Annotated in this window: 16 protein-coding genes and 1 riboswitch; of the genes, 12 read left to right on the top strand and 4 right to left on the bottom strand. The window is 65.5% G+C overall.

The genetic code is table 11. From position 1 onward, the window contains the following. Window positions 1-23 precede the first annotated feature (23 nt). Window positions 24-1,916: a phosphomethylpyrimidine synthase ThiC gene (gene thiC / locus AC3EC3_RS00400; RefSeq protein WP_488487770.1), complete on the bottom strand. Its 1,893-nt coding sequence runs from the start codon at window positions 1,914-1,916 to the stop codon at window positions 24-26. A 64-nt stretch (window positions 1,917-1,980) separates the two neighbouring features. After that, a riboswitch (TPP riboswitch) is annotated at window positions 1,981-2,090 on the bottom strand. Window positions 2,091-2,132: 42 nt separating this feature from the next. Here thiC and AC3EC3_RS00395 point away from each other — a divergent pair. From AC3EC3_RS00395 to AC3EC3_RS00370, 6 genes are all read left to right on the top strand, one after another. Next, the gene (locus AC3EC3_RS00395; RefSeq protein ID WP_488487769.1) at window positions 2,133-2,756 is read left to right on the top strand and encodes an SOS response-associated peptidase family protein; all 624 of its coding nucleotides are present in this window, start codon (window positions 2,133-2,135) and stop codon (window positions 2,754-2,756) included. Window positions 2,757-2,758: 2 nt separating this feature from the next. Beyond that, window positions 2,759-3,490, top strand: coding sequence for a 2OG-Fe(II) oxygenase (locus AC3EC3_RS00390; protein WP_488487768.1), 732 nt, complete (start codon window positions 2,759-2,761; stop codon window positions 3,488-3,490). Further along, window positions 3,487-4,041 (top strand): GNAT family N-acetyltransferase, encoded by a 555-nt coding sequence (locus tag AC3EC3_RS00385; protein WP_488487767.1) that lies wholly within the window; start codon window positions 3,487-3,489, stop codon window positions 4,039-4,041. Before AC3EC3_RS00390 ends, AC3EC3_RS00385 begins: the two co-directional genes overlap by 4 nt. 342 nt (window positions 4,042-4,383) lie before the next feature. Next, the gene (locus AC3EC3_RS00380) at window positions 4,384-4,971 is read left to right on the top strand and encodes a uracil-DNA glycosylase family protein (protein WP_488487766.1); all 588 of its coding nucleotides are present in this window, start codon (window positions 4,384-4,386) and stop codon (window positions 4,969-4,971) included. 107 nt (window positions 4,972-5,078) lie between these two features. Further along, a complete protein-coding gene (locus tag AC3EC3_RS00375; protein WP_488487765.1) occupies window positions 5,079-5,549 on the top strand; it encodes a hypothetical protein in 471 nt (156 codons plus the stop codon). Beyond that, window positions 5,546-5,884 carry a transcriptional regulator gene (locus AC3EC3_RS00370; protein WP_488487764.1) on the top strand — a complete coding sequence of 113 codons (339 nt, stop codon included), beginning with the start codon at window positions 5,546-5,548 and terminating at the stop codon, window positions 5,882-5,884. Before AC3EC3_RS00375 ends, AC3EC3_RS00370 begins: the two co-directional genes overlap by 4 nt. On the opposite strand, the gene AC3EC3_RS00365 is transcribed toward AC3EC3_RS00370, so the two are convergent. After that, on the bottom strand, window positions 5,872-6,771 hold the full coding sequence (locus AC3EC3_RS00365) for a MipA/OmpV family protein (protein WP_488487763.1): 900 nt from the start codon (window positions 6,769-6,771) through the stop codon (window positions 5,872-5,874). The two genes, AC3EC3_RS00370 and AC3EC3_RS00365, sit on opposite strands and share 13 nt — an antisense overlap. A gap of 115 nt (window positions 6,772-6,886) precedes the next feature. Then, window positions 6,887-7,420 carry a GNAT family N-acetyltransferase gene (locus tag AC3EC3_RS00360; protein WP_488487762.1) on the bottom strand — a complete coding sequence of 178 codons (534 nt, stop codon included), beginning with the start codon at window positions 7,418-7,420 and terminating at the stop codon, window positions 6,887-6,889. Between the two features lie 95 nt (window positions 7,421-7,515). On the opposite strand from AC3EC3_RS00360, the gene crtY reads away from it, so the two are divergent. The 6 genes from crtY (at window position 7,516) to AC3EC3_RS00330 (ending at window position 12,608) form a co-directional block, all read left to right on the top strand. Continuing rightward, a complete protein-coding gene (crtY, locus tag AC3EC3_RS00355) occupies window positions 7,516-8,718 on the top strand; it encodes a lycopene beta-cyclase CrtY (protein ID WP_488487761.1) in 1,203 nt (400 codons plus the stop codon). After that, window positions 8,715-10,193 (top strand): phytoene desaturase, encoded by a 1,479-nt coding sequence (locus AC3EC3_RS00350; protein ID WP_488487760.1) that lies wholly within the window; start codon window positions 8,715-8,717, stop codon window positions 10,191-10,193. The genes crtY and AC3EC3_RS00350 overlap by 4 nt, the downstream gene beginning before the upstream one ends. After that, window positions 10,190-10,633 (top strand): hypothetical protein, encoded by a 444-nt coding sequence (locus AC3EC3_RS00345; RefSeq protein ID WP_488487759.1) that lies wholly within the window; start codon window positions 10,190-10,192, stop codon window positions 10,631-10,633. Before AC3EC3_RS00350 ends, AC3EC3_RS00345 begins: the two co-directional genes overlap by 4 nt. Next, a complete protein-coding gene (locus AC3EC3_RS00340; RefSeq protein WP_488487758.1) occupies window positions 10,630-11,226 on the top strand; it encodes an LOG family protein in 597 nt (198 codons plus the stop codon). Before AC3EC3_RS00345 ends, AC3EC3_RS00340 begins: the two co-directional genes overlap by 4 nt. A 79-nt stretch (window positions 11,227-11,305) precedes the next feature. Next, the gene (locus AC3EC3_RS00335) at window positions 11,306-12,268 is read left to right on the top strand and encodes a phytoene/squalene synthase family protein (RefSeq protein ID WP_488489160.1); all 963 of its coding nucleotides are present in this window, start codon (window positions 11,306-11,308) and stop codon (window positions 12,266-12,268) included. 193 nt (window positions 12,269-12,461) lie between these two features. Further along, window positions 12,462-12,608, top strand: a complete 147-nt coding sequence (locus AC3EC3_RS00330) for a lmo0937 family membrane protein (protein WP_488487757.1) — start codon at window positions 12,462-12,464, stop codon at window positions 12,606-12,608. A gap of 59 nt (window positions 12,609-12,667) precedes the next feature. On the opposite strand, the gene AC3EC3_RS00325 is transcribed toward AC3EC3_RS00330, so the two are convergent. After that, the gene (locus AC3EC3_RS00325) at window positions 12,668-13,945 is read right to left on the bottom strand and encodes a multidrug effflux MFS transporter (RefSeq protein WP_488487756.1); all 1,278 of its coding nucleotides are present in this window, start codon (window positions 13,943-13,945) and stop codon (window positions 12,668-12,670) included. Window positions 13,946-14,016 lie beyond the last annotated feature (71 nt).

Here is a 14,016-nt window from a genome sequence, read left to right as displayed (position 1 = left end):
AGACAAGCGAAGTGAAAACGCGATCAGTCGTGTTCGCGCCCGCCTGCCCCCATGTAGAGTTCGCTGCCGGTTTCGCGGAACACCCGGCTCATTTCGGCCATGCCCGCCTCGGCATCCGCCTCGGCGTTCCCTGCCGCCACGAACGTCTCGACCGGCTGGTTCTGCCTAGCCGCGAAGTCGCGCACTTCCTGGCTGATCTTCATCGAGCAGAACTTGGGCCCGCACATCGAACAGAAATGCGCCGATTTCGCCCCTTCGGCGGGCAGCGTCTGATCGTGGTACTGCTCGGCGGTGTCGGGATCGAGGCTGAGGTTGAACTGGTCACGCCAGCGAAATTCGAAGCGCGCGCGCGACAGCGCATCATCGCGGACCTTGGCCGCCGGGTGCCCCTTGGCGAGGTCCGCCGCGTGGGCCGCCAGCTTGTAGGTGACGACGCCGACTTTCACGTCGTCGCGATCCGGCAGGCCGAGGTGCTCCTTGGGGGTGACGTAGCAGAGCATCGCGGTGCCGTACCAACCGATCATCGCCGCGCCGATGCCGCTGGTGATGTGGTCATAGCCCGGCGCGATGTCCGTCACGAGCGGCCCGAGGGTGTAGAACGGGGCTTCGCCGCAGGCCTCCAGCTGCTTGTCCATGTTCTCCTTCACCTTGTGCATGGGAACGTGGCCGGGGCCTTCGATCATCACCTGCACGTCCTGTTCCCAGGCGCGCTTGGTCAGTTCGCCAAGCGTGTAGAGTTCGGCGAACTGCGCCTCGTCGTTGGCATCGGCGATCGAGCCGGGGCGCAGCCCGTCGCCCAGCGAATAGGCGACGTCGTAGGCCTTCATGATCTCGGTGATCTCGTCGAAGCGCTCGTAGAGGAAGCTCTCCTTGTGATGCGCGAGACACCACTTGGCCATGATCGAGCCGCCCCGGCTGACGATGCCGGTCACGCGCTTGGCCGCCAGCGGCACGAAGGGCAGGCGTACGCCCGCGTGGATCGTGAAGTAGTCGACGCCCTGTTCGGCCTGTTCGATCAGGGTGTCGCGGAAGATCTCCCAGGTCAGCTCCTCGGCAATGCCGCCGACCTTTTCCAGCGCCTGATAGATCGGGACGGTGCCGATGGGCACGGGAGAATTGCGCAGGATCCATTCGCGCGTGTCGTGGATGTTGCGCCCGGTGGACAGGTCCATCACCGTGTCCGCGCCCCAGCGGATCGACCAGACCATCTTGTCGACTTCCGCCGCCACGTCGGATGCCACGGCGGAGTTGCCGATATTGGCGTTGATCTTGACGAGGAAGTTGCGCCCGATCGCCATCGGCTCGCTTTCGGGATGGTTGATGTTGGACGGGATGATCGCCCGCCCGCGCGCCACTTCCTCGCGCACGAATTCGGGCGTCACGTAGTCGGGGATCGACGCGCCCCAGTCGTTACCGTCGCGCACATGGCCTTTCAGCATAGCGCGACCAAGGTTCTCGCGCTCGGCGACGTATTCCATCTCGGGCGTGATGATGCCCCGGCGCGCGTAGTGCATCTGGCTGACGTTCATGCCCGACTTGGCCCGCAAGGGGCGCTTGACGACATTGGGGAACGCCGGGACGCCGCCCGAACGGTCCGGACCAAGCTGGCCGTTGTCCTCCGGCTTCACCGCGCGGGCGGCATAGTCCTCGACATCGCCGCGCGCCACGATCCACTCCCGACGCCGGGGCGCAAGGCCCGCCGCAATATCGATATTCGCTGCCGGATCGGTGTAGGGACCGGAGGTATCGTAAACGCGCACCGGTGCCTCGCCGCTGCCCGGCTCCAGATGGATCTCACGCATGGAGACGCCCAACGGGCCGACGTGGATCTTGCGACTGCCGCGGATCGGGCCGGTCGTCACGTTAAAGTGCTCTCCCGAGGGGGCGATTTCGAGTGGGGAATTGATATCTGCCATGGATGCCTCTCTTCTTCCATGGACGGAACAAGAGACGGACTGCGGGCGCAGATCTGGATTGGTCTTCACCCGTCGCTCCACTCCCTCCGCCCGTACTAACGGGTTCAGGTTCTACGGGTCTTGTGGAGCATACCCACAACTCTCAGCCACTTGCTGGCTCCCCGGGGGATGGCCAGAATAGACGGCCCCGGCGCATCCGTCTAGGGCCGACGGGATATGACCGTGCTCTACCGCCTCGATGCCCCGGCCCGCGCCGTGGGACGCGCCTTCGGGCTCGATCCGGGCGAAGACCCGTGGGCGGGCGGAACCGTCTCGGCGATGAGCTTTGCCCCGGTCATCACGGCAGGGCGCGAGGAAGTGGCAGGCCCTCGCCCACAGACGCGCACTCCGCGCCGCCTGATCCCGCGCCTGTGGGGCGTGCCGCCGCCGCCTTCGGTGGCAGAGCCCGGCGCGCGCGGCATCCTGACCGTGCGCAACATCGAAAGTCCGTTCTGGATCGGCAACTTGCGCAACAGCGAGTTCCGCTGCCTCGTCCCCGCCAGCGCCTTCATGGTATGGGGCCGCCCCTCGCCCGCCGACGGCAAGCGCCGCGCCTTGTGGATCGGCGCGGGCGACCAGCCGCTGTTCGCGATGGCAGGCGTGTGGAAGGACAGCGAGGTGCCCTCCTTCGCCCTCCTCACCTGCCCCGCCAACGCCGCCTTGCGCGCCGAGGGCCGCGAGACGATGCCGGTGATCCTGCCCTCCGACCCGCACACGCACGATACGTGGCTGCGCGGCGGCTGGGACCGCGCACAGACGCTGGTCGCGCCCTATTCATCTTCGCTGATGCAGATAGGCTGAGCATGCCCGCCAACGATTTCACGCTCAATCCCGCCCTCGATCCCGAACATCTCGGCAAGGTCTACCGCCGCCATGGCCGGGTACGCATCGCCGGTTTCCTCGGCGACGACGGCCCGCAACGGCTTTTGACCGATCTTGAGGCCCGCACCGACTGGCGACAGGTCTTCAACAGCGGCAGCAAGCTCTACGAACTCGACCGCCCTGCCCGCGAGAGCATGACGCAGGATCAGCGCGAGGCGCTGGATGGTGCCATTCATGCGCAGGCGCGCGAGGGCTTCCAGTACCGCTACGAGACGGTCCGCGTCCCCGATGGCAGGGCCGCGCGCGCGGCCAGCACCGACATCCTCGCCCGCTTCGCCGACTGGATGTCGAGCGAGGCGGTCTTGTCGTTTCTCAGGCAGATTACCGGGCACGAGGACATCCGCTTCGCCGACGCGCAGGCCAGCGCCTATGCCCCCGGCGACTTTCTGACCGCCCATACCGATAACGTTGCGGGCAAGGACCGGCGCGCGGCCTTCGTGCTCAGCCTCAATGCAGGCTGGCGAGCGGAATGGGGCGGATTGCTGATGTTCCACGGCGAGAACGGCAGCTTCGAGGGCGTGGCCCCTGCGTTCAACACGCTCGACCTGCTGGCCGTGCCGCAATCGCACAGCGTCTCCTACGTCACGCCGAGCGCGCCCCGGCCCCGCCTGTCGATCACCGGGTGGTTGCGCGCGCAGGAACAGCCTGCGTGAGCGAGCCCGCCATCACGATCCGCCCGATGACCCTGGCGCACCTGCCCGCTGCGCTGGCGATCCAGCAGGCCGCTTACCCAGCGTTTCTGGTCGAGCCAGAAGAGGCCTTTGCCAGCCGCCTGACACTGCCCGCCAGCTATTGTCTTGCTGCCGAGCGAGACGGCACGCTCATCGCCTATCTCCTCGCTCACGGCTGGCAGGACAGCGCCCCGCCGCCGGTCGGCGCGGTGCTGACGACACAAGGTGTGGCCGACGCGCTGTTCCTCCACGACCTTGCGGTGTCCGACGCCGCACGCGGATCGGGCATCGGGCGGCGGCTGGTCGAGCAGGCCCTCGCGATGGCCGCACGCGATGGCCTGCCGCGCGCCCAGTTGATCGCGGTCGAAGGTGCCGCCCCCTACTGGCGAAGGCTGGGCTTTGCGGAGGGCGCGATGTCTCAGGCGCTGGCCGACAAAGTCAGGGGATACGGCGCCGATGCGCGCTGGATGGAGCGAGACTTGGGGGGACAGGGCATCGCGCCCGTCGCCGCCCCCGTCGCCCGCTCAGGCTGAGCGGCATTGGGAAGGCGTCCGAGGCGACGCAGCCTCCCCACCAACGGCAAACCGGTTTCCTACACTTGGCTCGCTGCGGTAGGATTGCGCCATGCATGTCTCCTGTCTCTTCCGAAATCACGCCTTCCGCAAGGTGACAGATCAAGGCGCCCCGGCCACCCTCAAAGTGACACCGATGTTAACACTGTACGCACGCAAAAACGGCGGTTTTCCGGGCAAGGTGACACTTTGGGGCGGCAAAGTGACACTTTCCCTCTGGACCGTGTCAACCGTGTCAACCGGGCGTCACCTTGCGGGCGCCACCTTGCGAACGGCAGGCGGGCGACGCCATCTCGCCCGGCCATGACCTCCTCGCTCGATACCCTGATGACCGAGATCCGCGCCTGCACGCTGTGCGAGGATGCACTCGGGTTCGCGCCACGCCCGTTCGTGGCGGCAAGCGAAAGCGCGCGGATGCTCATCATCGGGCAGGCACCGGGCAGCCGGGTCCACGCCAGCGGCATCGGCTGGGACGATGACAGCGGCGACCGGCTGCGCGACTGGCTGGGGCTCGACAAGACGGCGTTCTACGATGTGGCGACAATCGCGCAGATGCCCTCAGGCCTGTGCTATCCCGGCAAGGCCAGTGGCGGGGACAAGCCGCCGCGCCCCGAATGTGCGCCGCGCTGGCATCCGCCGCTGCTCGCCGCGATGCCGCAGGTGCGCCTGACGCTGCTGGTCGGGCAATATGCGCAAAAGCGCTACCTGCCGCGCGGCTTCGCCAGGAACCTCAACGAAGCCGTCGCACGCTGGCAGGAGGCGCCCGAGGGCGTGATCCCGCTGCCCCATCCCGCCTGGCGCAGCCGATTGTGGATGGCGAAGCACCCATGGTTCGAGGCGGAACTGCTCCCCGCCCTGCGCGCGCGGGTGCAAGAAGTGCTCTCGGAATGACTTAGACCGATAAACTTTCCAGATTGGAAAGTTATCACTTGCCGAATCGGAAAGTGAGGCGCATCTCTTTCCACATTGGAAAGTCAATTTCGGGAAGGCAGGTCACGATGGACAGCGACGGGATCGATCGGCAGGCGGCGGCAGCTGCGCTCGCTTCGGCACAGGAAGCCAGCAACCGGCTGGCGGACATACAGGCGCAGGCCTGCCCGCCCTGGCGACACGCGGCTTTCGGGCTGCTGATGGGGTCGATGGTGCTGGCCCCCGGCCTGCCGACCGTGCTGACCGGGGCGATCGTGGCGATGTGCATGGCTGGTGTCGTGCTGCTGGTGCGCTACGACCGGGCGCGCAGCGGCACCTTCGTCAACGGCTATCGGCGCGGTACCACGCGGCCGCTGGTCTTCACGCTGCTGGGTACGATGCTGGTGCTGATATTCGCCGAGACATACGCGAAGGAAAGCGGGCTCTCGATCTTCACGCGGCTGGGCATCGCGGTGATCGCAGGGCTGCTGGCAGGCGCCGGGAGCGTGGTGTTCCAGCGGCTGTACTTGCGCGAGCTGCGGGGCGAGGCGCACCGATGAGCCAGTTGGACATGATACTCCACCCCCCGGCGCGATTGCAGATCGGCGCGGTGCTGGCACAGACGACGGAAGTGGAATTCGCCCGGCTGCGCGAGATCGCGGGCGTATCGGATTCGGTACTCTCCAAGCACCTCGCCGCGCTGGTCGAGGCAGGATACGTAACGCTCAAGAAATCACCGATGGACGGGCGGCAGCGCACCTGGGCAACCTTTACCCGTGCAGGCCAGCGGGCCTTTGCAGGACACGTCGCCGCGCTGAAGGCGATCGTCGCGGCGGCCTCGCCCGATGCCCTGGCACCGGAAAAGGCCGCCGTGAAAGAGGATCAGAACGTGTAACCCACGCCCACACCCCCGGTCCAGTTATTGGCACTGCCGCGGATCGAGGTATAGGGCGTTGCCGAAGCATCGTTCAGCATGCGCATGTAGTTGCCGAAAAGGAACACCTCGAAACCGCCGTCGCGCAGGTCGCCCGACAGGTCGTAGCCGACGATCATCGCGGTGTGCCAGCTGTCCCAGCCGCCCTTGGCGCTGTAGAGCGGCAACCCGCTGTTGGCGCTCTGCGTGGCATTCACCGAGTAATAGTACTTGGCATAGTCGTCATCGACATGGCGCGCGCCGACATTGAGGATCACCAGCGCGGCCTTGCTGACCGGGGTCTTGTAGGTGACGTTCGGGTTGATCTGCATGCCGCCCGACGCACCGTTGACGTCCCACAGCACGTCCGCGCCGACCGTCAGCTGGTCATAGGGATTGAGCAGCTTGTTGAAGTTCACGCCCGCGTTGCCACCCACGTTGATGCCGACATCCAGCTTGCCCGCCGCGCGCACCACCGGGTCCTTGATCCCCGAGGCACGGTTGCCGGTATACGTAGCCACCGGGCCGAGATTGAAGCTGACCTTGGCGTCGTCGGGCGACGGGATCAGGTCGAGCGCGACACCGCCCGGACGCGGGTTGACGTCGATGCCCCACAGATGCGCCTGGATCGCGGGAAACGGCGCGACGCTCATGTTGTTCGAGCCGTCATAGCTCGGCGTATAGGCCACACCCACACCGATCGTGACGTGGTTGCCCGCCAGCACGTTCTTCGCCGGTGCCGTTACCGAGGCGTCGCTGGATACGTCGGTCGTGGTGGAGGACTGGGCGAACGCGGGAACCGCAGCCAGCGCGGCAGTGGCGGCGAGCGCGGTGCCGCAAAGGACACGGAATGCCTGTTTGGTCTTCATTATCGATCCCTGTTACCTTGTCGGCACCGATCCTTTGCCGGTCGGGTGCCATCCTGCGAGTAACACGCAAGCCTTCATGCGGTTGCAGCGCCTCTGCAACAGTTTGTAAACGCGATCAATCTTCCGGAAGAGTATCTTTCCCAGCCCCGAGAGCCCGCTGCATGATGAAGACATCGAGCCACTTGCCATGCTTCCACCCCGCCCCCTCCAGTGTGCCCACCGGACGAAACCCGTGCCGCGCGTGAAGGATAACGGAAGCCGGTTCGGACTCGGCGATCACCGCAAAGGCCTGCCGCAGTCCGCGCGCCTCGCAGCTTTCGATCACGGCATCGAGCAGCGCCGAACCGATGCCGTGGCGCACGCAGTCCGGCCGGACATAGATCGTCGTCTCCACGGCATAGCGATAGCCAACACGCGGTGCATAGCGCGTGCCGAACGCAAAGCCGAGGATCTGCCCGTCCTCTTCGTCGCGCGAGACAACGAACGGATAACCGTCCCCCGTCACCGCCGCGATTCGGCGGGCGATCTCTGTCTCGTCAGGCGGGACCGTCTCGAAAGTTGCCGTGCTTTCGAGCACATAATGCGCAAAGATGGCGGCGATGGCCTCGGCGTCCGCCGACGTTGCATCGCTAATCGTCAAAGTCTTCATCACCGCATCATGCCGCAACGCACAACGACTGCCAAGTTGCCCGGTGAACACACCGGTCGTACATTATGAAAAGCATGGACAGCGCAACGGCGGACATGAACGAGGGAACTGGCCTGATAGTGGTCGGCGGCGGCCTGTCCGGCGGGCTGATTGCACTGGCCATGGCCGCGAGACGCCCGGATATTCCCATCACCTTGCTGGAACGCGGAGAAACACTGGGCGGAGAGCATGTCTGGTCGTTCTTCGGTAGCGATATTGCGCCTGCGAACAGAGACTGGATCGAGCCGCTGATCGTTGCGCACTGGGAGGGGTACGACGTCCACTTTCCCGCACACACAAGGCAGCTCCATACAGCCTATCACGCCGTGACCTCCACCCGGCTTGATGCGGCGGTGCGTGCCGCACTTCCGGCAGATCGTATCCTGACCGGGGTCGAGGTAGACACGATCACGCCGCAGACGGTGACGATGCGCGATGGCAGGGTCCTGCGCGCCCGCGCCGTGATCGATGCGCGCGGTGCAGGCACGCTGCCACACATGGCGGGCGGATGGCAGAAGTTCATGGGGCAGACGCTGCACCTGTCCCAACCACACGGCCTGACCCGCCCGGTCGTCATGGACGCCCGCGTCGAGCAACTGGACGGCTACCGCTTCGTCTACTGCCTGCCCTTCGGCGCGCGCGAGGTCTTCGTGGAGGACACCTATTATTCGGAAAGCCCGAACCTCGACCTTCCCGCCCTGCGAGGCCGAATTGCCGGCTATGCCGAGAGGCAAGGCTGGCCCGTCGCGCGCATCGGTTACGAGGAAACCGGTGTCCTGCCGGTGATCGCCAGGGGAGACTTTCCCGCGTTCTGGGATGCTCTGGACGAACACGGCACCGCCCGTGCAGGCGTGCGCGCCGGACTGACCCATCCGCTGACCTCGTACTCGTTTCCGCACGCTGTCATGTTCGCTACTTACCTGACCACTCTCGACAACCCGGACGGGATGGCCCTAGGAAGGTTCAGTCATGCATGGTCGCACCGAAACTGGCGCCGGGGATGCTTCTACCGGATGTTAACGCGCATGCTCTTTGCTGCCGCGCGGCCAGACGTGCGCTATCGTATGCTTGAGCGATTCTATCGCCTGCCCGAAAGCCTGATCGAACGGTTCTATGCCGGTCGCTCAACGCCTGCCGACATGTTGCGTGTCCTGTCCGGGCGCCCGCCGGTGCCGGTGATCGCCGCTGCCGCCAGCCTGCTGGGCGGCGGCGCTCCGCTCTCTGATCTCGGTACACCCAGCCCGAAAGTCCCGCGATGAAGAAAGCCTGCATCGTCGGCGCCGGGTTCGGCGGCCTTGCCCTCGCCATCCGCCTGCAGAGCGCCGGGATCGACACCACGCTGGTCGAGGGCCGCGACAAGGTGGGTGGCCGCGCCTATGTGTGGGAGCGCGAGGGTTTCACCTTCGATGCCGGGCCCACCGTCATCACTGATCCCAACTGCCTGCGCGAGCTATGGGCGCTGACCGATCAGGACATCGCCCGCGATGTCGAGTTGATGCCGGTCTCGCCCTTCTACCGCCTTGGCTGGCCCGATGGCGTCACCTTCGACTATTCCAACGACGAGCCTGCGCTGCGCCGCGAAATCAGCCGGATCGCCCCGCAGGATGTGGGCGGCTACGACGAGTTCGTGCGCTATGCCGAGGGCGTCTATCACGAAGGTTATGTGCGCCTTGGCACCGAGGCGTTCCTGAACTTCTCGCAGATGGTCAAGGCCGCGCCCGCGCTGGCCCGCTATCAGGCGTGGCGCTCGGTCTATTCGATGGTCTCCTCGTTCGTGAAGGACGAGCATCTGCGCCAGGCGCTCTCGTTCCACACCCTGCTGGTCGGCGGCAACCCGATGACTACCAGCGCGATCTATGCCCTGATCCACAAGCTGGAAAAGGACGGCGGCGTGTGGTGGGCCAAGGGAGGCACCAACAAGCTGGCACAGGGCATGGCCAGCCTGTTCGAGCGGCTGGGCGGCCGCCTGCGCCTTGCCGATCGGGTGACGCAACTGCACACCGTGGGCGACCGTGTGCACGAGGTGGAAACCATCAGCGGCTGGCGCGAGCGCTTCGATGCCGTCGCCTCGAACGGCGACCTCGTCCATACCTACCGCACCCTGCTTTCCGAAACCCCGCGCGGCCAGCAGATGGCCAAGAAGCTGACCGGTAAGCGGTTTTCGCCCAGTCTTTTCGTCGTGCACTTCGGGATCGAGGGCAAGTGGCCCGGCATCCCGCACCATTCGATCCTGTTCGGCCCGCGCTACAAGGGCCTGCTCGACGACATCTTCGAACATGGCGTACTGCCGCGCGACTTCTCGATCTATCTCCACCACCCGACCGTCACCGATCCCTCGATGGCGCCTGCGGGCAAGAGCACGTTCTACGCGCTGGTGCCGGTCGCGCATCTGGGCAAGCTGCCGATCGACTGGAAAGCCGTCGGTCCACAGCTGGAACGCCGGGTGCTTGACGAAGTGAAGCGCCGCCTGATCCCCGACCTCGACGACCGGCTGGTGACGAGCTTCCACTATACCCCATTCGATTTCGAGCACGACCTGCACGCCTGGAAAGGCAATGCCTTCAGTCTCGAACCGATCCTGACGCAGAGCGCCTGGTTCCGCGCGCACAACCGCGACGATGTGCTGCGCAACCTCTATATGGTCGGCGCGGGCACCCATCCGGGCGCAGGTATTCCGGGCGTCGTCGCCTCGGCCAAAGCCACCGCGCGGCTGATCGCGGAAGACCTGAAATGAGCGCCCTGCTACGCACACTCAAGCGCGAATGGGGCTGGACCGGCATCGATTTTGCAACCGTGTTGATGGTCAGTCGCATGGGTCATCTGGTGGTGGCGGACAGCGAGAACGTGGCCCATTACCTCGATCCCGACACCCGCGAACTGCTTCGCCTTGGCAGCGAGGCACAGGCTGAGCAGTACCTCGCAGATCCCGAAGTCCAGCTGGTCTGGCGCGCGGATGCACTGGTGGAGGCGGCACGCGAAAGGCTCGGCCCCACCACGGCCCATGAGGTCTACAGCCGCACCGCAGAGGCGATGCTGAACGACACCTACGACGTAAACAGCCTTATCAAGCTGCCGCTGACGCAGCTCATCTCCTTCACCGGGCAGGTGGCGCACCAGATGCGCGACATGCCCGAAGGCACTCCCGTCAAACTGAAAGCAGTACTCCCATCATGAAGCGTCTTGCCGTCTATTGCGGTTCCGCAACTCCTTCCGATCCCCGCTATGTCCAGCTGGCCTACGATGTCGGCAAGGCGCTGGCCGAACAGGGCATCGGGGTCGTCTATGGCGGCGGCCGCCTCGGCCTCATGGGCGCGACTGCCAGCGGCGCGCTGGAAGCGGGCGGCGAAGTCATCGGCGTCATCCCCGAAGCGCTTGTGGGAGAGAACGGCAAGGGCGGCGAAGTCGCCAACCGGGACTGCACCGAACTGCACATCGTCAAGGATATGCACGAGCGCAAGGCCGCCTTCACGCGCCTGTCGGACGGCTTCATCGTGCTGCCCGGCGGTGTCGGCACCATGGACGAGCTGTGGGAGGCAGTCAGCTGGGCGCAGCTGGGCTATCACGCCAAGCCCATCGGCGTGCTCAACGCCTTCGGCTTCTACGACGGCCTGCTGGCTTTCAACCGGCACATGGCCGAGGTTGGCTTCGTGCGTCCGGCGCATCAGGGGATCATCCTCGACGCGCCCGAACTCGCCCCGCTGCTCGACCTGATGCGCAATCAGGCGCCGATCACGCCGATTGTCGCGATGGATCCATCCACGCTTTGATTTCTTTCGGTTTGTAGTACCTTACCGCCGACGACGCCAACAACGCCGGAGCTTTCCCATCCCTGCCAGCAGCCCCACTCTGCCGAGCCGGGCCGCGCTTGTCCGCGCGGCCCATCGCTCGATCCGCAAGGGATCAAAAAGCTTTGCCGCCGCCAGCCGTCTGTTCGACCGCAAAACCCGCGAAAAGGTCTGGCTGCTCTACGCCTGGTGCCGCGCCTGCGACGATATCGCCGACGATCAGGACCACGGTCGCGCCCCGGCACCGCGCCCCGTCGGCACCACGCTCGATCCCGAATCCCGGCTTGCGACCATTCGCACACTGACCGAACTGGCGCTGGCGGGCGAACCGACCGGCACCCCGGCCTTCGACGCCTTCGGGGTGCTCGCCCGCGAAGTGCCGCTGCTGCGCGATGTCGCACCGGACGTGATCGAGGGCTTCGCGCTCGACGCGGCCGACTGGCGCCCGCGCAGCGAACGCGACATGCTGCGCTACTGCTACCATGTCGCCGGGGCCGTCGGCGTGATGATGGCCGCGGTGATGGGCGTCTCGCCCGAGGATAATGACACCCTTGATCGCGCCTGCGATCTCGGCGTCGCCTTCCAGCTCGGCAATATCGTGCGCGACGTGTGGGAAGACGACGCCCGTGGGCGCTGCTACCTCCCCGTCGAATGGCTGGTGGAAGCGGACATTCCCCCCGGCGAAGTGACCAAGCCGCACTACCGCCACGCGCTGGTGCCGCAGGTCGCGCGGGCCTGTGCCCTTGCCTACGAGTACGAAGCCTCGGCCCGCGTCGGTGCGGTTCGGCTCGCCTTTCGCCAGCGCTGGGCGATCCTGTCCGCCGCGAACATCTATGGCGCAATCGCCCGCGAGGTCGAGACACGCGGCGCCCATGCCTGGGACCACCGGGTTACGACCACGAAGATGCAGAAGCTGCGTTTCGTCGCCTCGGCTTTCACCGAAGCCCGGCACCGCCCCCCCGCCCTGCACCCGCATCCGGCAATCTCGCGCCCGCAACTGCTGGAACTGGTGCGCAAGGCCTGAGAGTCCCGTTGAAAATTCGCGGAATGCGGATTTTACGACACCAGCCCTCTCCCCCCGCGCAATTAGGCAAATGCGCGTAATTCACCTAGGCTACGTGTTCTTGGAAACATTTTGGCAATAGCGGCATTTGTCGCGGGAGCCTGACGCACGGATCGTGCGTTTCGGTGTTCAGGATGCCAAGGAGAACAATCCCATGCTTTTCACCATCGCCGCGATCCTGCTGGTCCTCTGGCTGCTCGGCTTCGTCGTGTTCCACGTTGCCGGTGGCCTGATCCACGTCCTGCTGGTGGTCGCCATCGTCGTCGGCCTCGTGCAGCTGTTCCGCGGCCGCAGAGTCTGACGCTGCGCCCGGCGCAGTTCGTCATCCACACGAAAAAGGGAGCCTTCCGGCTCCCTTTTTTATTCCGCCCCTTCGATACCCGCGGGTGAGATCTTGCCCTTGTAAAACCCCGGCGGATTGAGGCGTCGGAACAGCTGCCCACGCTCGGAAAACAGTACCAGGCCGATGCAGACCGAACCACAGACGACCATCGCCGCCATGATCGGCACCGCCGAACCATCGTAGGCCTGCCCGATCAGCGCGCCCAGTACCGAGCCCAGCACCATGCGTACGAACGACATGACCGAGGCCGCAGCCCCCGCCATGCGCGCGAAAGGCTGGAGCGAGATCGCCTGGAAGTTGGCACCAATAAAGCTCATCATGCACATCGAGATCGTCATCAGCGGCGCGAAGGTCCAAAACCCTTCGCCGTGCCATGCCAGCACCAGATGGATCACGGCGGTCACGATATAGACCATCATCGCGGCATGGCTGACCCGGCGCGCGCCGAACTTCTCGACGATGCGCGCATTGATGAAATTCGTGCTCGCCATGATCAGCGCCATTGTTCCGAACACCACCGGGAACAGCGTGCCCATCCCGAAGTGCTCACCCACCAGCTGCTGCGCACTGTTGAGATAGCCGAACAGCGCGCCCTGCACGAAAGCCGCACCGAGGAAATAGCCGAAGGCCTCGCGCACGGTGAAGGCCTTGACCATGTTGCGCCCGATCACGCCGATCTGCACCGGCTGGCGGTTTTCCTCGCGCAGGGTCTCCGGCAGGCGCAGGATCGTCCACAGGAACACCAGCGCGCTGACGGAGGCCATGATGCCGAAGATCCAGCGCCAGCTGGCGAACAGCAGCACCGTCTGGCCGATCATCGGCGCCATCATCGGCATCACCATGAACACCATCGCCACGAGCGACTGCGTGCGCGCCATCTTGTCGCCCTCGAAGCGGTCACGCAGGATCGTCATCGGCATGACCATCATGGCAGAGGCGAACAGGCCCATCACGGCGCGGGCGATCAGCAGCAGCTCGAAACTGCCCGCAATCGCGCAGGCCAGCGAACTGACCGCATAGGCGCACAAGGCCCCGAGAATGACCGGGCGGCGCCCGAAACGGTCCGCCAGCGCGCCCGGCACCAGCGTGCCAAGGCCGCTGAAGATCAGGAACACCCCGATGATGTACTGGCGGGAATTGGGATCGGTCTCGCCCAGATCGCGCGAAATCGTACCCAGCGCGGGCAGCATGACGTCCACTGCCAGCGATTGCAGCATCTGGAAGCCGGCCATCATCGCCACGAATTCGAATTCGCCGATGGGGAAACTACGGGTCTGGGGAGAGTGCGATTCCATGCGCGTGCCAATGCATCAATTGCATGACGGTTGCGAGTCTCGAGATGCCTCGCATTTCCGTCAGGAACGGC

The sequence above is a fragment of the Novosphingobium sp. BAM6 genome, assembly GCF_057784955.1.
Note: the sequence above shows the minus strand (reverse complement) of the source record. Positions and strands in the feature narration are given on the sequence as shown.